Origin of the sequence: Streptomyces lichenis, from assembly GCF_023218175.1 — a bacterium.
Classification (GTDB): Bacteria; Actinomycetota; Actinomycetes; order Streptomycetales; family Streptomycetaceae; genus Streptomyces; species Streptomyces lichenis.
Genome location: NZ_JALPTH010000027.1, coordinates 88,517 through 105,945, shown reverse-complemented (window position 1 = coordinate 105,945; position 17,429 = coordinate 88,517). Strand labels below are relative to the sequence as shown.

11 protein-coding genes are annotated in these 17,429 nt (G+C 72.9%); 2 read left to right on the top strand and 9 right to left on the bottom strand.

Going from position 1 to position 17,429, the window contains the following annotated elements; translation table 11 throughout:
* Positions 1 to 58: 58 nt before the first annotated feature.
* From pepN to M1O15_RS24560, 3 genes are all read right to left on the bottom strand, one after another.
* The gene (gene pepN, locus M1O15_RS24570) at positions 59 to 2,563 is read right to left on the bottom strand and encodes an aminopeptidase N (RefSeq protein WP_248636329.1); all 2,505 of its coding nucleotides are present in this window, start codon (positions 2,561 to 2,563) and stop codon (positions 59 to 61) included.
* 627 nt (positions 2,564 to 3,190) lie between these two features.
* Positions 3,191 to 3,586: a chorismate mutase gene (locus M1O15_RS24565; protein WP_248636328.1), complete on the bottom strand. Its 396-nt coding sequence runs from the start codon at positions 3,584 to 3,586 to the stop codon at positions 3,191 to 3,193.
* Positions 3,587 to 3,597: 11 nt separating this feature from the next.
* Positions 3,598 to 4,485 (bottom strand): helix-turn-helix domain-containing protein, encoded by an 888-nt coding sequence (locus M1O15_RS24560; RefSeq protein ID WP_248636327.1) that lies wholly within the window; start codon positions 4,483 to 4,485, stop codon positions 3,598 to 3,600.
* A 188-nt stretch (positions 4,486 to 4,673) separates the two neighbouring features.
* On the opposite strand from M1O15_RS24560, the gene M1O15_RS24555 reads away from it, so the two are divergent.
* A complete protein-coding gene (locus M1O15_RS24555; RefSeq protein ID WP_248636326.1) occupies positions 4,674 to 6,503 on the top strand; it encodes a glycoside hydrolase family 35 protein in 1,830 nt (609 codons plus the stop codon).
* 213 nt (positions 6,504 to 6,716) lie between these two features.
* Here the strand turns inward: M1O15_RS24555 and M1O15_RS24550 are convergent, their stop codons facing one another.
* Positions 6,717 to 7,490, bottom strand: coding sequence for a S1 family peptidase (locus tag M1O15_RS24550; protein WP_248636325.1), 774 nt, complete (start codon positions 7,488 to 7,490; stop codon positions 6,717 to 6,719).
* 433 nt (positions 7,491 to 7,923) lie between these two features.
* Here M1O15_RS24550 and M1O15_RS24545 point away from each other — a divergent pair, with 433 nt between their 5' ends.
* The gene (locus tag M1O15_RS24545) at positions 7,924 to 8,799 is read left to right on the top strand and encodes a hypothetical protein (protein WP_248636324.1); all 876 of its coding nucleotides are present in this window, start codon (positions 7,924 to 7,926) and stop codon (positions 8,797 to 8,799) included.
* A 37-nt stretch (positions 8,800 to 8,836) separates the two neighbouring features.
* Here M1O15_RS24545 and M1O15_RS24540 read toward each other — a convergent pair whose 3' ends face one another.
* From M1O15_RS24540 to gltB, 5 genes are all read right to left on the bottom strand, one after another.
* Entirely contained in the window at positions 8,837 to 9,259 is a 423-nt protein-coding gene (locus M1O15_RS24540) for a guanyl-specific ribonuclease (protein ID WP_248636323.1), read from the bottom strand.
* Between the two features lie 207 nt (positions 9,260 to 9,466).
* Positions 9,467 to 9,976, bottom strand: a complete 510-nt coding sequence (locus M1O15_RS24535) for a hypothetical protein (protein WP_248636322.1) — start codon at positions 9,974 to 9,976, stop codon at positions 9,467 to 9,469.
* A gap of 165 nt (positions 9,977 to 10,141) precedes the next feature.
* A complete protein-coding gene (locus tag M1O15_RS24530; protein WP_248636321.1) occupies positions 10,142 to 10,870 on the bottom strand; it encodes a VWA domain-containing protein in 729 nt (242 codons plus the stop codon).
* Positions 10,871 to 11,319: 449 nt separating this feature from the next.
* On the bottom strand, positions 11,320 to 12,780 hold the full coding sequence (locus tag M1O15_RS24525) for a glutamate synthase subunit beta (RefSeq protein ID WP_248636320.1): 1,461 nt from the start codon (positions 12,778 to 12,780) through the stop codon (positions 11,320 to 11,322).
* Complete coding sequence (gene gltB, locus M1O15_RS24520) at positions 12,773 to 17,338, bottom strand: glutamate synthase large subunit (RefSeq protein ID WP_248636319.1); 4,566 nt, start codon at positions 17,336 to 17,338, stop codon at positions 12,773 to 12,775. The genes M1O15_RS24525 and gltB overlap by 8 nt, the downstream gene beginning before the upstream one ends.
* Positions 17,339 to 17,429 lie beyond the last annotated feature (91 nt).

Here is a 17,429-nt window from a genome sequence, read left to right as displayed (position 1 = left end):
CGGCCGGTGGCTGCCGGGGGGGGCGCCCGGGGTGGGCGCCCCCGGCGGGGGCGGGGGGTCAGGCGGGCTGGTTGGCCTGGCGGACCTGGAGGGCGCGGCGGAGGTCGTCGAGCCGGTCGACGAGTTGGCGGCGCAGGGCGGGGGTGAGGGTGTCGTCTCCGGTGTGGGTGGCGAGGTGCTGTTCGCCGAGGTGGAGGTGGTCGGGGGTGACGTGGTGGGCGGGGAAGGCGTGGCGGCCGGCGGCGGTGGCGATGGCGGGGCCCCGGCGCTGGGCGAGGGCGGTGGCGTCGGGGTAGTAGCGGGCGGTGTGGTCGGCGAGGAGCTCGGCCTGCTCGGGCTGCCAGAAGCCCTGGGCGGTGGCGATGAAGAGGTAGTTGGAGAGGGTGTCGGTGTGGAACATCGCCTGCCAGGCGGCTTCCTTGGCCTCGGGGGTGGGCAGGGCGGCGCGGCAGCGGGCGGCGCCTTCCTCTCCGGTGGCGCTGGGGTCGCGGTCGAGGGCGGCGGCGATGGCCGTCTCGTCGGTGGCGCCGAGGGCGGCGAGCCGGGCGAGGATGCGCCAGCGCAGTTCGGGGTCGAGTTCGGGGCCGCCGGGGACGGTGTCCTCGTCGAGCCAGGCGGTGAGGGTGGCGGGGCCGGCGGCGTCGATGTAGTGGCGGACGGCGGTGAGGCGCAGTCCCGGGTTCTTGCCGTCCTCGGTGCGGCGGATGAGGTCGCGGGTGAGGTCGGTGAGGAGGGCGAGGGCGGCGGGCCGGTCCTCGGGGGTGAGGTACTGGTCGGTGAGCGGGCCGGCGGCGAAGGCGAGGACGCCCTGGACGAGGGCGAGGTCGGTTTCGCGGGGCAGGTGGGTGCGGGCGGTGTCGAGGTAGGCGGTGGGGGCGAGTTCCCCGTCGCGGACCATGTCGCGGGCGGTGTTCCAGACGACGGCGCGGGTGAGCGGGTCGGGGATGCCGGAGAGGGTGCGGAGGGCGGTGGTCCAGGAGTCGGGGTCGAGGCGGATCTTGGCGTAGGTGGTGTCGCCGTCGTTGAGGACGATCAGGGCGGGGCGGGGGCCGGGGAGGGCGAGCGGGGCGGCGAGCGGTACGTCGGTCTCGGTGCGCCGGCGCAGGACGAGGCGGCCGGTGTCGGCGAGGTCCTGGTCGTAGAGGCCGAGGGCGACGCGGTGCGGGCGGCTGCCGTGGTGGTCGACGGTGAGGGTGGCGTCGGCCGGGTGGTGGGCGGGGGTGAGGGTGTCGACGCCGGTGGTGCGCAGCCAGGCCTGGGCCCAGGCGTGGACGTCGCGGTCGGTGGCGGTGGCGAGGTTGTCGAGGAAGTCGGCGAGGGTGGCGTTGCCGAAGCGGTGGCGGGCGAAGTGGCTGTTGATGCCGGCCAGGAACTCCTTCTCGCCCATCCAGGTGACGAGTTGGCGCAGCGCGGAGGCGCCCTTGGCGTAGGAGATGCCGTCGAAGTTGAGCAGCGCGGAGGCGGTGTCGGGGACGGCGTCGGGGTCGGGGGCGACGGGGTGGGTGGAGGGCCGCTGGTCGGCGTCGTACCCCCAGGACTTGCGGGCGACGCCGAACTCGACCCAGGTGTCGGGGTAGCGGCTGGTGGCCTCGTTGAGGGTCTGGTAGCCCATGTACTCGGCGAAGGACTCGTTGAGCCAGATGTCGTCCCACCAGCTGAGGGTGACGAGGTCGCCGAACCACATGTGGGCCATCTCGTGGGCGATGACCATGGCGCGAGTCTGGCGCTCGGTGACGGTGACGGCGGAGCGGTAGACGAACTCGTCGCGGAAGGTGACCAGGCCCGGGTTCTCCATGGCGCCGGCGTTGAACTCGGGGACGAACGCCTGGTCGTAGGAGTCGAAGGGGTAGGGCTCGTCGAACTTGCGGTGGTACTGGTCGAAGAGCCGCTTGGTGGTGTCGAGGATCTCGTCGGCGTCGGTGTCGAGGTGGGGGGCGAGGGAGCGGCGGCAGTGGATGCCGAAGGGCAGCCCGGCGTGCTCGGTGCGCACCGTGTGCCAGGGGCCGGCGGCGACGGCGAGGAGGTAGGTGGAGATCGGCGGGGTGGCGGCGGCCTGCCAGCGTCCCTGGCCGGTGCGGGTGGTGATGCCGTTGGCGAGGACCGTCCATTGGTCGGGCGCGGTGACGGTGGTCTCGAAGACGGCCTTGAGGTCGGGCTGGTCGAAGGCGGCGATGACCCGCTGGACGTCGTCCAGGAAGAGCTGGGTGTAGAGGTAGGTCTCGCCGTCGCTGGGATCGGTGAAGCGGTGCATGCCCTCGCCGGTGCGCGAGTAGCGCATGGCGGCGTCGACGCGCAGGGTGTGCTCGCCGGCGGTGAGGGTGAGCGGGAGCCGGTTGTCGTCCAGGGCCGCCGGGTCGATCGGCTCGCCGTCGAGGACGGCGCTGCGCAGGGTGGCGGGCTTCAGCTCGACGAAGGTGTCGCCGGCGGCCCGGGCCGTGAAGTGGATGGTGGTGGACGAGTCGAACACGTCGCCACCGCCGGTCACGTCGAGGTCGACGGTGTACCGGTGGACGTCCAGGAGCTGGGCACGGGTCTGCGCTTCGTCGCGCGTCAGTACGGGCATGGGGCCATGCTGCCCGATGGGAAGGGTGCTCGGCACTGGGGTTGCCTGGAGAGTTTCGGCGGGGGTTTCTCCCAGCTCGCGGCTGGTTTCGCACCCCTCGGTGGTACGCGCCGGGGCGCGCGGAGGCGGCCGCGCGCCGATCGTACGCCGGTCGTCTACCGCCACCGCCCGGTCCGGCGCCGCCCGGTCCGCCGCCGCCTGGGCCAGCGCGGCCCGGCCGGCCGGCGGCCCCCGGACCCGTACGGGAAACGCGCCGATCCCGTGCGAGGCAACGCCCCCGGTCCCGTACGGGGCAACGCCCCGGGTCCCGTAGGAGGCAACGCTCCAGACCCGTACGGGGCAACGCCCCCGGTCCCGTACGAGGCAACGCCCCAGACCCGTAGGAGGCAACGGCCCCGGTCCCGTACGGGCAGGGGCCGCGCACCCTCCGTCCTGGCCTCTCGGCTTGCGCACCGGCGTACGGCGACGGCCCGGAAGGCTCCGGAAGGCTCCCGGGGCTGAAAGCGTCCCGGAAGGCCCCGGAAGCCTCCCGGGGGCTGGAAGCGTCCGGGGGCCCGGAAGCGTCAGCGGGGGCTCGGAGCGTCCGGGGGACCGCCCGGGTGGGCCCAGAACGCTCCGGAAGGACCCCTAGTGGGCGGACCCGGCCTCGTCCTCGGTGGTGCCCGCGATGGTCTCGTGGTGCCGGATCACCTCGGCGATGATGAAGTTGAGCAGCTTCTCGGCGAAGGCCGGGTCGAGGTGGGCGCTGACGGCGAGTTCGCGGAGCCGGGCGATCTGCCGGGCCTCCCGGTCGGGGTCGGCGGGCGGCAGGTGGTGGCGGGCCTTGAGGTGGCCGACCTGCTGGGTGGCCTTGAAGCGCTCGGCCAGCATGTGGACCACGGCCGCGTCGATGTTGTCGATGCTCTGGCGCAGCCGGGTCAGCTCGGCGCGTACCGCCCGCTCGTCCCCGCTCCCCCGCCCGTGCTCGTTGTCGCCCGACTCGGCCTGGTGCCGGCTGGTCCCGTGGTTCTGGCTGGTGGTCATGGGGTGCGAGCTTAGACGTGTCCGGTGATGACGGTAGGGGGGTGTTCGGCATCCGGGACCCGCTCGCTCCATCCGCCGGGCACGGTGTGGCCCTGCTGCTCGCGGAAGCGGACCGGCGCGGTGCCCACCCGGCGGGTGAAGAGCCGCGAGAAGTAGGCGGGATCGTCGTAGCCGACCCGCCGGGCGACGGCCGCGACGGGCAGGTCGGTGGCGGCCAGCAGCTCCTTGGCACGGCCGAGCCGGATGGCCAGCAGGTAGTCCTTGGGGCTGCACCCGGCGGTGCGGCGGACGGCGGTGCGCAGCTCGGCGGGGGTCATACCGTGCCGGGCGGCGTGTTCGGCGACGGTGAGCGGCTGGAAGGCGTCCCGGGCGAGGGCGTCGAGGACCGGGTCGCCGTCGGCGTTGGTGTCGGCGCGGGCGCGGCGCAGGACGACCAGGAGTTCGTGGACGGCGGCGGCGGTCTCCACCTCCAGCAGGGGGTTTCCCCGGCGGGCGGCCCGGGTGATGCGGCCGATCACGGCGCGGGCGGGGCGGGCGTCGGTGAGCGGGACGACGGGCCGGTCGGGTTCGAGGTAGCCGAGCTCGGTGTAGGTGGCGGTGGCGGGGCCGGTGAAGTTGACGAAGCCCTCGTCCCAGCCGGTGGCCGGGTCGGGGGCGTAGTGGTGGGGGACGCCGGGGGTGAGCCAGAGCAGGGCGGGCGCGGTGACGGTGGTGCGGCGGCCGTCGGGGGTGCGGTACCAGCCGCTGCCGCTGCTGATGACGACGGCCACATGGTGGTCGAGGGTGCGGGGGCCGACGGTGGGCAGGGCGCCGTGCTGGAGGCCGACGCCGAGGCACACCAGGCCCAGGCGCTGGTGCAGCGGGCTGGGTGTGAAGAAGCGCATCCAGGTGTGGTACATCGCGGCCTCCTCGTGTCCGTCCCTGCCCGCTCCGCACGCGCCTGCCGGCATCCGGCCCGCGCGTCCAACCAGCGCCGATCTTTGTCCATGGACCGCCCGGCCGCCAGAGGCCGAGGGTGGATCACGGAACGCGCGGGGCGCAGTCAAGGGGTCGAGGGCCGAGGGCCGAGGGGTCGAGGGGTGGGATCGTGGCGGTTTTCACGGTGGGTGAGCGGGACTTCCTGCTGGACGGGGAGCCGGTGCGGCTGCTGTCGGGGGCGCTGCACTACTTCCGGGTGCACGAGGGGCAGTGGGGGCACCGGCTGGCGATGCTCCGCGCGATGGGGCTGAACTGCGTGGAGACGTATGTGCCGTGGAACCTGCACGAGCCGGAGCCCGGCCGCTACCGGGACGTGGGGGCGCTGGGCCGGTTCCTGGACGCGGCGGCCGAGGCGGGCCTGTGGGCGATCGTGCGGCCCGGCCCGTACATCTGCGCCGAGTGGGAGAACGGCGGGCTGCCGCACTGGCTGACCGGGCGGCTGGGGCGGCGGGTGCGCACCGAGGACCCCGAGTACCTGGACCGGGTGGACCGCTGGTTCGCCGCGCTGCTGCCGCAGGTGGTGGAGCGGCAGGTGGACCGGGGCGGGCCGGTGCTCATGGTGCAGGCGGAGAACGAGTACGGCAGCTACGGCTCGGACGCGGCGTATCTGCGGCACGTCGCGGGCCTGCTGGAGTCCTGCGGGGTCACCGTGCCGCTGTTCACCTCCGACGGCCCGGAGGACCACATGCTGACCGGCGGTTCGGTGCCGGGGGTGCTGGCGACGGTGAACTTCGGCTCGGGAGCGCGGGAGGCGTTCGCGGTGCTGCGCCGCCACCAGCCGGCCGGGCCGCTGATGTGCATGGAGTTCTGGTGCGGCTGGTTCGCGCACTGGGGCGAGCGGCCGGCGGGGCGGGAGGCGGCGGACGCGGCGGCGGCGCTGGCGGAGGTGCTGGAGTGCGGGGCCTCGGTCAACGTCTACATGGCGCACGGGGGGACCAACTTCGCCGGCTGGGCGGGGGCGAACCGGGCCGGGGCGCTGCATGACGGCCGGCTGGAGCCGACGGTGACCTCCTACGACTATGACGCGCCGATCGACGAGGCGGGGCGGCCGACGGAGAAGTTCTGGGCGTTCCGGTCGGTGCTGGAGCGCTTCCGCGGCGAGGGGGCGGGTCCGCTGCCGGAGCTGCCGCCTCCGCCGCCGCGACTGGCGGCGAAGGACGGTCCGCTGCGGGCGGTGGTACGGGAGTGGGCGCCGTTGCCCGAGGTGCTGGAGGTACTGGGCGACGAGGAGTGGGACGGTCCGGTTCCGCCGTCGTTCGAGGAGCTGGGGGTGGACCGGGGGCTGGTGCGGTACCGGCTGCGGGTCCCGGGCCCCCGGCAGCCGTACCCGCTGACGGTGACCGGTTTGCGGGACCGGGCGGTGGTGTACGTGGACGGGGTGCGGGCCGGGGTGCTGGCGGGCGCCGGGGCCCGGGACGAGGCGGTGCTGCTGGAGCCGGTGGCGGGTCCGGCGGAGGTGGAGCTGTGGGTGGAGTCGCTGGGCCGGGTCAACTACGGGCCCCGGCTGGGTGAGGCCAAGGGCATCGCGGACGGGGTGCGGCACGAGCGGCAGTATCTGCACGGGGTGCGGGCCCGGGCCCTGCGGCTGGACGCGTTCACCCCGGAGGCGGTGGAGAAGGTGCCGTTCGCCCCTGTTCCGGACCAGGGCGGGGACGCGGGTGGCGGCGCGGGCGGTGGAGGCGCGGAACGGGGCGCTCCGGGGTTGTACCGGGCGGCCGTGGAGATCGGCGGGGACGGTGTGCCGGGGGATGCCTGGCTGGAACTGCCGGGCTGGGTACGGGGCTTCGTCTGGGTGAACGGTTTCTGCCTCGGCCGCTACTGGGAGGCGGGCCCGCAGAGCGCCCTGTTCGTGCCCGGCCCGGTGCTCATCGCCGACCGCAACGAGGTGTGGGTGCTGGAGCTGGAGGGCGCGGGAGCGGCGGTGCGGCTCACCGGCTGACACCCGCCGAGGAAACGCGGGAGACGCAGGGGGAAACCCGGGAAACCCGGCGGGCCCGCGGGGAAAGCCCGGGAAACGCAGCGGGCCCGCGCCGGGACCACGGGGAAACGCAGGGGGACCGCGGGGAACCGGCCAGGACCCCGGGAGACCCCGGGAAACGCAGGGAGGGGCGGCGCCGGGTGGCGCCGCCCCTCCCCGTACTACCGGATGCCGCTACAGCGTGGCCGCGGCGGACTTGATGGCGGAGGCGAAGGTGGACACCTCGGTGTAGACACCGGGGTAGTTCGGCCGGGCGCAGCCCTGGCCCCAGCTCACGATGCCGACCTGGATCCAGGCGCCCGCGTTGTCACGCCGGAACATCGGGCCACCGGAGTCGCCCTGGCAGGTGTCGGTGCCGCCCTGGGCGTAGCCGGCGCAGATCTCCTCGGCGGGGATCAGGCTGCTGCCGTAGGACTGCTTGCAGCTGGCGTCCGAGACGAACGGGACCTGGGCCTTGAGCAGGTAGCGCTGCTGGCTGCCGCCCTCGCGGTTGGCGCCCCAGCCGGCGATGGTGAAGGTGCCGGAGTTGTACGCGGTGGTGTCGGCGATCTTCAGCGTGGGCTGGTTGATGGGCTGGGCGAGCTTGATCAGCGCCCAGTCCTTGCCGCTGCCGTTGTAGCCGGGGGCCTGGAGGACCTTGGTCGAGCGGACCTTGACGACGCTGGAGCTCTGCAGGTCCACGTTGCCGGCGGTGGCGGTGATGCTGGTGTTGTTGCCGGAGCCGTTCACGCAGTGGGCGGCGGTGAGCACGATCTGCTGGGTGAGCAGGGAGCCGCCGCAGCCCATGGAGAGGCGGACCATGAACGGGAACTCGCCCTGGGCGGCCCTCGTTCCCCCGACGACGGGGGCGGGGGCGGCGGAGGCGTTGACGGGCTGGAGGCTGACGGCGGCGAGGGCGACGGCGCCGATGACGGCACATCTCTTGAAGGCGCGCAGGATCGACTTCACAGTGCTGCCTTTCGTGGGGGGTTGATGCCTTGTCACGTCTCTCGGAGCCCCGCCGCGGTCGTTCGGGATGGCATGGGCTCGTCAAGGCGTGCCCAGGATTATGGGGAGGCCGCTCCCCCGCCCACAAGGCGGTGTTTTCAGCCAACCCGGCCCCATCGCGACCGACTGCGGCCGACCGCGGCGCGCATCCGGCCCCCCGCGGCGGCTCACGCGGTGGCTGGTTCGGCGACTCGTACAGTGGGAGGTCGGAGCGCGGCGAACCCCCTGGGGGCTGAACGTGGCGAACGGCGGCGGCGCCGGAACGGGCGGCGGCAGAGCGGGCGGCAGTGGCGGAAACCCTGCCGGCGGAGCCGAGGGCGGCGGGCGAGCCGGCGCAGGCAGGGCCGGGGGCGGCGGGGGCGAGGTCGTACGCGGCTACCCGCACCTGGACACCGTGCGGGCGGCGATCACGGCGCTGTACCGGCGGCTCACCCCGGAGGGCCTGTACGCCTACGCCGGCAGCGTCGTCCCGGCCGACGTGGCCTTCTCGGACGCCGACGACTGCCATCTGGGCGCCCAGCGGGTAGCGCACGCGCTGGTGCGCCAGCTGCGGTTGCCGGACGCCCGGATGATCGTCGGGTTCCGGGAGATGCGGCACGCGGCGAGTGTGGAGTTGGCCGCCGGGCCGGAGTACTTCGTCGAGCTGAACGACCGGTTCCGCACCCATCGCCGGGACATCGGCGCGGCCCTGGCGCACGAGATCACCCACGTACTGCTGCACCGGCTGGATCTCGCCTTCCCCGGCACCCGCGACAACGAGATCCTCACCGACACCGTGACGACCTATCTGGGCGCGGGCTGGCTGCTGCTGGACGCCTTCCGCCAAGACGCGGTGTCCAGCCAGAAGCTGGGCTATCTGACGCCCGAGGAGTTCGGCTATGTGCTGGCCAAACGGGCGCTGGTGTTCGGGGAGGACCCTTCGCCGTGGTTCACCAGCCCGCAGGCGTACCAGGCGTACACCGAGGGACGGGCGCTGGCACTGCGCGACGCCCGGCAGCCCCCGCTGACGGCGGCGGGCTGGGCGGGCCGGCACCGGTACGCCAAGGAGCGCAGGCACGCCCGCGAGCACCCCGGGGCGCCGGGCAGTGCCGGTCTGCCGTACGCCTTCGAGCCGGTGGACGGCCCGGCCGGCGGTACGGACCGCGAGGCAGTGGCACTACGGGTGGTGTTCTCCTGCCCGACCTGCCACCAGCGCATCCGGGTGCCGGTACGCGGTCGCGTCCGGGCACGGTGCGGGCTGTGCCGCACGGTGCTGGAGTGCGACACCTGAGCCCCGCCGGGCACGCCCGCGTACGGGGAGGAGGGGCTCAGCAGCCGTGGTCCACCTTGTCGAACGACGCGTAGTGGTCGGCCGTGTAGTAGTCCTCGTCCGCGCTGCCGGTGACGATGCGCCGGGCGCCGCGGTTGTCGGCACCCGGGGTCTTCACCGTGTACTCGTGGTAGTAGCCGGTGGTCCGGCTGGGCAGGACGCCCTCGCGGTTCCGGAAGACGGTGCCGTCCTGCTCGTAGGGGTAGGGGCCGCCCGCCTCGATGAGGTCCAGGGTGTCGTGCGCCTGGCTGGGCAGCCGGCTGTGGCAGATCTCGCCGACGGCCGCCGCCTGGACGGCGGTGTACGAGAGGGGGGCGGTGTACGGGACGGGGGCGGGCGCGGCGGCGGCCGGACCGGCGACCAGCGCGGACAGCAGGGCGGCGGCACCGCCGAGCAGACTGAAGCGTGGGGGGATCGTCATGGACCGATGATGACGCGCGTAGACGTGTGCACGTCAACGGCAGGCGGGCAACGTCCGCAGGATGTCGACCGAACGGCCACCCAGGCGGCCGGACGGTGAACGAACGACGGGTATCCGACGAAGGACCATGGCCGCCAGTCCTCCGCGGATACCCGACAGCTTCTGCCGGGTATCCGCCAGGAGTCATCCGCAATCGGCCCGCACCGCTCAGAAGCCGAGGTTCGCGGTCCCCCGGTACGGGTTCCTCGCCGTGTACGGGGACACACACTCGTCACCGGCCCGGAACCCCTGCCCGGAGCCGGAGGTTCCACCGAAGCCGCCCACGCCCGAGGCGGCCCCCGCCGGGCGGCAGATGCTGAGCGTCACCCTGCTCAGCCCGGCCGCGTTCCCGGCCCGTACCAACCGGGTCTCGGCGGTCTTGCCGCAGCCGGCGGTACGCGGTGTGGTGGCGAGCGGGACGGCGGCCCCGTTTCCGGCCACGGCGGTGACCACAGCGTAGACCGGGGCGTCGTCGCAGGTCAGGTCGGCGACGGTGAGGGTGCCGCCCTCGATGGTGATCGCGTCCGTCCAGGTGAACTGGACCCGGGCCCGGTCGCCCCAGTGGGCGCTGACCTCACCGGTGGTGGTGGTCGTGGCCCAGCCGGGCGCGGCCGGGCCGAGGGCGAGTACGGCCGCGGCGGCCGCGACGAGTCCGGCACGGTACACAGAGCGATGCATGGGGGCTGTCTCCTGTCCAGGGGCGCCCCGGACAACCCGGGGCGCAGGGGATTCGGGGAGCGACAGCCCTACCCGCCCGCGCTACCCGGCCCACGCCCCGGTCGAGCGCCTCACACGCCCGGCCCACTCCCGTACACCACCCTCAGCAACAGTCCGACCATCGGCTCATCGGACGATCCCCCGCTCCCGGGCCGCGGCCAGCCAGTGCGGGAACTCGGCCACCAGCCGGTCGTACAGCTCGGCGTCCGGCACCCGGCGCGGGTCGGTGCCCGCGTGGAAGAAGCCGGCGTTGTCCACCGGGCGCCGCGCGGGGACGGGCAGCTCGTCCAGTCTGCGCAGGAAGTCGAACTGGCGGCTCGCCGGATCGCCGAAGCCGATGAACTGCCAGAACAGCGGCAGCTGCGCGGCCTTGCACAGGTACGCCTCGGCCGCGGGCCGGCTGATCGGGCCGCCGTCGGTCTGGAAGACCACCAGGGCGGGTGTGTGGTCGCCCCGCTCGGTGTAGTGCTCCAGATAGTGCTCGATCACCGCGTCCATCGCCAGGTGGTAGCTGGTCTTGCCCATGTGGCCGAGCCCGCTGACGATGCGTTCGATCTGCCCCTGGTGGTCTTCGAGCGCGATCTCGCTCTCGGCGTCCACCTCGGTGGAGAAGAAGACCACCGGTACCCGGCCGTCGTCGTCCAACTGCGCGGCGAGCCCGAGCACCCGGTCGGCCAGCGCCTGCACACTGCCGTCCCGGTAGTAGGGCCTCATGGAGCCCGAGTAGTCCACCACCAGGTAGACGGCCACCCGCTGCCCGTCCAGCCCGTGCTTGCGCAGCGAGACGCCCGCCTGCCGGTAGAACCCGGTCAGCGCGGGCGCGGTCCGTTCGATCTTCTCCAGGCTGATGGTCATGGGATCCCCCTCGCGTACGGCGGCGGGGCACGGTCCCCCGGCGCGCTGGCCCGAGCGTACGCGGCCCCGACCAGGCGCCCCTCGACAGGGACGCACCGCCTGCCCCCGGCCCCGCCATGTGGCGACCTCTCGCCACTTTCACCGACCGGGCACTCCCGGCCCCCGCCGACTCGTTGCCCAGATAAGAAGGAGGCAGCAGGGCGGTAAGCAGGGCCGGCAAAGGGTGCAGCGCCTGCCCGGGTCCGGTCGGGGACGAGGCAGGCGCTGCGTGTTCCGCACGCCGTTGTACGGGACGATGAGGGGCGGGCCGACGGGATACACCGCCGACCCCGGTCAGACCGCCAAGGCGGTCACACCGCCAAGCGCTCACACGGCCAAAGCGGTCACACCACCAGGCGATCACACTGCCAGAGCGGCCAAGGCGGTCACGCCGCCGCGCCGCCAGGCGGTCACACCGCCAACGCCCGGTCCGTCGGGCGGATCGGGGCGGGCAGGGCGCTGCCGCCGGTGAGGTAGCGGTCCACGCCGCGCGCGGCGGAGCGGCCCTCGGCGATGGCCCAGACGATCAGGGACTGGCCGCGCCCGGCGTCACCGGCCACGAAGACGCCGTCCACGTTGGTGGCGAAGTCGGCGTCGCGGGCGACGTTGCCGCGCTCGTCCAGCTCCAGGCCGAACTGCTCGACCAGGCCGTTGGAGCGGTCGGTGCCGGTGAAGCCCATGGCGAGGGTGACCAGCTGGGCGGGGATACGGCGCTCGGTGCCGGGCTTCTGCTCCAACTTGCCGTCCTTGAACTCCACCTCGGCCAGGTGCAGGGCCTGGACGTTGCCGTCCTCGTCGCCCTCGAAGTGGGTGGTGGAGACGGCGTACACGCGCTCGCCGCCCTCCTCGTGGGCGGAGGTGACCTTGTAGAGCATCGGGAAGGTCGGCCAGGGCTGGCCCGCGTTCCGCTCCTCACCCGGCCGGGGCATGATCTCCAGCTGGGTGACGGAGGCGGCGCCCTGGCGGTGGGCGGTGCCGACGCAGTCCGCGCCGGTGTCACCGCCGCCGATGACGACCACGTGCTTGCCCTCGGCGGTGATCGGCGGGGCGATGAAGTCGCCCTCCTGCACCTTGTTGGCGAGCGGCAGGTACTCCATGGCGAAGTGGATGCCCTTGAGGTCCCGGCCGGGCACCGGCAGGTCGCGGGAGACGGTGGCGCCGGCGGCGATGACCACCGCGTCGTAGCGGCGGCGCAGCTTGGCGGCGTCGATGTCGCGGCCGATCTCCACCTCGGTGCGGAACTTGGTGCCCTCCGCGCGCATCTGCTCGATGCGCCGGTTGATGTGGACCTTCTCCATCTTGAACTCGGGGATGCCGTACCGCAGCAGTCCGCCGATGCGGTCGGCACGCTCGAAGACGGCGACGGTGTGGCCGGCCCGGGTCAGCTGCTGGGCGGCGGCGAGTCCGGCGGGGCCGGAGCCGATGACGGCGACGGTCTTGCCGGACAGGCGCTCCGGGGGCTGCGGGGTGACGTCCCCGTTGTCCCAGGCCTTGTCGATGATGGAGACCTCGACGTTCTTGATGGTGACCGGCGGCTGGTTGATGCCCAGCACACAGGCCGACTCGCACGGCGCGGGGCAGAGCCGGCCGGTGAACTCGGGGAAGTTGTTGGTGGCGTGCAGCCGCTCGGAGGCGGCGCCCCAGTCCTCGCGGTAGGCGTAGTCGTTCCACTCGGGGATGAGGTTTCCGAGCGGGCAGCCGTTGTGGCAGAACGGGATGCCGCAGTCCATGCAGCGGCCGGCCTGCTTGCTGATGATCGGCAGCAGGGAGCCGGGGACGTAGACCTCGTTCCAGTCCTTGACCCGCTCGTCCACGGGACGGGTCCGGGCGACCTCGCGCCCGGTGGTCAGGAAGCCCTTGGGGTCAGCCATTGGTCGCCGCCTCCATCATCTTCTCGGTGGTCTCCCGCTCGGAGAGACCGGCGAGCTCAGCGGCGTCCTTGGCGGCGAGCACTGCCTTGTACGTGGTGGGGATGATCTTGCTGAACCGGTTGACCGCGCTGTCCCAGTCGGCGAGGAGCTTCTCGGCGACGGTGGAGCCGGTCTCCTCCTGGTGGCGGCGCACGACGTCGTGCAGCCACTGCTTGTCGCCGTCCTCCAGGGGTTCGACGGCGGTGAGGTTTCCGGGGTTGACGTTGTCGCGGTCGAGGTCGACGACGTAGGCGGTGCCGCCGGACATGCCGGCCGCGAAGTTGCGCCCGGTCTCGCCGAGGACGACCGCGTGGCCGCCGGTCATGTACTCGCAGCCGTGGTCGCCGACGCCCTCGGAGACCACCAGGGCGCCGGAGTTGCGGACGCAGAAGCGCTCGCCGGTGCGGCCGCGCAGGAACAGCTCGCCGCCGGTCGCCCCGTACGCGATGGTGTTGCCCGCGATGGTGGAGAACTCGGCCAGGTGGTCGGCGCCCCGGTCGGGGCGGACGACGATCCGGCCGCCGGACAGGCCCTTGCCGACGTAGTCGTTGGCGTCGCCCTCCAGCCGCAGGGTCACGCCCTGGGGGAGGAAGGCGCCGAAGGACTGGCCGGCCGAGCCGGTGAAGGTGATGTCGATGGTGTCCTGCGGCAGGCCCGCGCCGCCGAACTTCCTGGTCACCTGGTGGCCGAGCATGGTGCCGACGGTGCGGTTGATGTTGCGGATGGCGACCTGGGCGCGGACCGGCTGGGCCTGCTCGGCGCTCTCCGCGTTCAGCGCGTCGGCGGCGAGCTTGATCAGCTCGTTGTCGAGCGCCTTCTCCAGGGCGTGGTCCTGCTCCACCAGGTGGTGGCGGACGGCGCCCTCGGCCAGTTCGGGGACGTGGAAGAGCGGGGCGAGGTCGAGGCCCTGCGCCTTCCAGTGGTCCACGGCCCGGGTGGTGTCGAGGAGTTCGGCGTGGCCGACGGCCTCGTCCAGGGTGCGGAAGCCCAGTTCGGCGAGGAGTTCGCGGACCTCTTCGGCGATGTACCGGAAGAAGTTGACGATGTACTCGGCCTTGCCGGAGTAGCGCTCGCGCAGCACCGGGTTCTGGGTGGCGATGCCGACCGGGCAGGTGTCCAGGTGGCAGACGCGCATCATCACGCAGCCGGAGACGACCAGCGGCGCGGTGGCGAAGCCGAACTCCTCGGCGCCGAGCAGCGCGGCGATGACCACGTCCCGGCCGGTCTTGAGCTGGCCGTCGGTCTGGACGACGATCCGGTCCCGCAGCCCGTTGAGCAGCAGGGTCTGCTGGGTCTCGGCCAGGCCCAGCTCCCAGGGGCCGCCCGCGTGCTTGAGACTCGTCAAAGGCGACGCACCGGTGCCGCCGTCGTGGCCGGAGATGAGCACCACGTCGGCGTGCGCCTTGGAGACGCCGGCCGCGACCGTGCCGACGCCGACCTCGGAGACCAGCTTCACATGGATGCGGGCGGCCGGGTTGGCGTTCTTCAGGTCGTGGATGAGCTGGGCGAGGTCCTCGATGGAGTAGATGTCGTGGTGGGGCGGCGGGGAGATCAGGCCGACGCCGGGGGTGGAGTGGCGGGTCTTGGCCACCCACGGGTAGACCTTGTGGCCGGGCAGCTGGCCGCCCTCGCCGGGCTTGGCGCCCTGGGCCATCTTGATCTGGATGTCGTCGGCGTTGACCAGGTATTCGGATGTCACGCCGAAGCGGCCGGAGGCGACCTGCTTGATCGCCGAGCGGCGGGCGGGGTCGTAGAGCCGCTCCGGGTCCTCGCCGCCCTCACCGGTGTTCGACTTGCCGCCGAGCTGGTTCATGGCGATGGCGAGGGTCTCGTGCGCCTCCTGGGAGATGGAGCCGTAGCTCATCGCACCGGTGGAGAAGCGCTTGACGATCTCGGAGGCGGGCTCGACCTCGTCCAGCGGGATGGACGGGCGGCCGGAGGCGAAGCCGAACAGGCCGCGCAGGGTCATCAGCCGCTCGGACTGCTCGTTCACCCGGCTCGTGTACTGCTTGAAGATGTCGTAGCGGCCGGAGCGGGTGGCGTGCTGGAGCCGGAAGACGGTCTCCGGGTCGAACAGGTGCGGCTCGCCCTCGCGGCGCCACTGGTACTCGCCGCCGATGTCCAGGCGGCGGTGCGCGGAGGCGATGCCGGAGACCGGGTACGCCTTGGTGTGCCGGGCGGCCACCTCCTGGGCGACGACGTCCAGCCCGGCGCCGCCGATCTTGGTGGCGGTGCCGTTGAAGTACTTCTCCACGAAGGCCTCGTCCAGGCCGATGGCCTCGAAGACCTGGGCGCCGCGGTAGGAGGCGACGGTGGAGATGCCCATCTTGGACATCACCTTGAGCACGCCCTTGCCGAGCGCGTGGATGAGGTTGCGGATGGCCTGCTCGGCGGTGACGCCCTCGATGAAGGTGCCGGCCCGGACCAGGTCCTCCACGGACTCCATGGCGAGGTACGGGTTGACCGCGGCCGCGCCGTAGCCGATGAGCAGCGCGATGTGGTGGACCTCGCGCACGTCGCCGGCCTCGACCAGCAGGCCCACCTGGGTGCGCTGCTTGGTGCGGATGAGGTGGTGGTGGACGGCGGCGGTGAGCAGCAGCGAGGGGATGGGGGCGTGCTCGGCGTCGGAGTGCCGGTCGGAGAGCACGATGAGCCGGGCGCCGGCCTCGATGGCGTCGTCGGTCTCGGCGCAGATCTGCTCGATACGGGCGGCCAGCGCCTCACCGCCGCCGGAGACCCGGTAGAGCCCGGAGAGGGTGGCGGCCGTCATCCCGGGCATGTCGCCGTCGGCGTTGATGTGGATGAGCTTGGCCAGCTCGTCGTTGTCGATCACCGGGAAGGGCAGGGTGACGCTGCGGCAGGTGGCCGAGGTCGGCTCCAGGATGTTGCCCTGGGGGCCCAGCGAGGAGTGCAGCGAGGTGACGAGCTCCTCGCGGATGGCGTCCAGCGGCGGGTTGGTGACCTGCGCGAACAGCTGGGTGAAGTAGTCGAACAGCAGCCGGGGCCGGTCGGAGAGGGCGGCGATCGGCGAGTCGGTGCCCATGGAGCCGATCGGCTCGGCGCCGGCCCGGGCCATCGGCGCGAGCAGGACGCGCAGCTCCTCCTCGGTGTAGCCGAAGGTCTGCTGGCGGCGGGTGACCGAGGCGTGGGTGTGCACGATGTGCTCGCGCTCGGGCAGGTCGCCGAGCTCGATGATGCCGGTGTCCAGCCACTCCTGGTACGGCTGCTCGGCGGCGAGGCCGGCCTTGATCTCGTCGTCTTCGATGATCCGGTGCTCGGCGGTGTCCACCAGGAACATCCGGCCGGGCTGGAGGCGGCCCTTGCGGACCACCTTGGCGGGGTCGATGTCCAGGACGCCGACCTCGGAGGAGAGGACGACCAGGCCCTCGTCGGTGACCCAGTAGCGGCCGGGGCGCAGCCCGTTGCGGTCCAGTACGGCGCCGACCTGGACGCCGTCGGTGAAGGTGACGCAGGCGGGGCCGTCCCAGGGCTCCATCATCGTGGAGTGGTACTGGTAGAAGGCGCGCCGGGCCGGGTCCATCGAGTCGTGGTTCTCCCACGCCTCGGGGACCATCATCAGCACCGAGTGCGGCAGCGAGCGCCCGCCGAGGTGCAGCAGCTCCAGCACCTCGTCGAAGGAGGCGGAGTCGGAGGCGTCCGGGGTGCAGATCGGGAAGATCCGGTCCAGGGCTCCGGTGCCGAACACCTCGGAGGCGAGCTGGGACTCGCGGGCCCGCATCCAGTTGCGGTTGCCCTTGACGGTGTTGATCTCGCCGTTGTGGGCGACGAACCGGTAGGGGTGGGCCAGCGGCCAGCTCGGGAAGGTGTTGGTGGAGAAGCGGGAGTGGACCAGGGCCACGGCGGTGGCGCAGCGGCGGTCGGAGAGGTCCGGGAAGAACGGCTCCAGCTGCCCGGTGGTGAGCATGCCCTTGTAGACGATGGTCCGCGAGGACAGCGAGGGGAAGTAGGTGGCGGCCTCGCGCTCGGCGCGCTTGCGCAGCACGAACGCCTTGCGGTCCAGCGCGATCCCGCTCGACTCGCCGTCGCTGACGAACAGCTGGCGGAAGACCGGCATGGTGGCGCGGGCGGTGGCACCGAGCAGCTCGGGCGCGACCGGCACCTCGCGCCAGCCGAGGACGGTCAGGCCCTCCTCGGCGGCGATGGCCTCGATACGGGAGACGGCGGCGGCGTTGTCGTCCGCGTCGGCCGGGAGGAAGGCGATGCCCACGGCGTACGAGCCGGCCTCGGGCAGCTCGAAACCCGCGGTCTCGCGGAGGAAGGCGTCCGGGACCTGGAACAGGATGCCCGCGCCGTCGCCGGAGTCCGCCTCCGCGCCGGTGGCGCCGCGGTGCTCCAGGTTGCGCAGTACGGTCAGCGCCTGCTCGACCAGCTCGTGGCTGGCAACGCCGGTGAGGGTGGCAACGAAGCCGACGCCGCAGGCGTCCTTCTCGTTGCGGGGGTCGTACATACCCTGCGGGGCGGGGCGACCGTCCATGGGCGACCAGGCGTCGGAACGCATCGGCTCTCCCGTCGTCGTCGTGGCATACAGCGGTGCCGAAGGGACGACGTTGGCCCTCCGCAAAATTTCGTGCAGGTTACATGATGGAAGC

What these genes read in the sequence shown, in the direction of transcription:
- M1O15_RS24525 (WP_248636320.1), bottom strand. Translation starts at nt 12,780, where the DNA reads ATGGCTGACCCCAAGGGCTTCCTGACCACCGGGCGCGAGGTCGCCCGG.
- M1O15_RS24535 (WP_248636322.1), bottom strand. Translation starts at nt 9,976, where the DNA reads ATGCATCGCTCTGTGTACCGTGCCGGACTCGTCGCGGCCGCCGCGGCC.
- M1O15_RS24565 (WP_248636328.1), bottom strand. Translation starts at nt 3,586, where the DNA reads ATGACCACCAGCCAGAACCACGGGACCAGCCGGCACCAGGCCGAGTCG.
- gltB (WP_248636319.1), bottom strand. Translation starts at nt 17,338, where the DNA reads ATGCGTTCCGACGCCTGGTCGCCCATGGACGGTCGCCCCGCCCCGCAG.
- M1O15_RS24540 (WP_248636323.1), bottom strand. Translation starts at nt 9,259, where the DNA reads ATGACGATCCCCCCACGCTTCAGTCTGCTCGGCGGTGCCGCCGCCCTG.
- pepN (WP_248636329.1), bottom strand. Translation starts at nt 2,563, where the DNA reads ATGCCCGTACTGACGCGCGACGAAGCGCAGACCCGTGCCCAGCTCCTG.
- M1O15_RS24530 (WP_248636321.1), bottom strand. Translation starts at nt 10,870, where the DNA reads ATGACCATCAGCCTGGAGAAGATCGAACGGACCGCGCCCGCGCTGACC.
- M1O15_RS24560 (WP_248636327.1), bottom strand. Translation starts at nt 4,485, where the DNA reads ATGTACCACACCTGGATGCGCTTCTTCACACCCAGCCCGCTGCACCAG.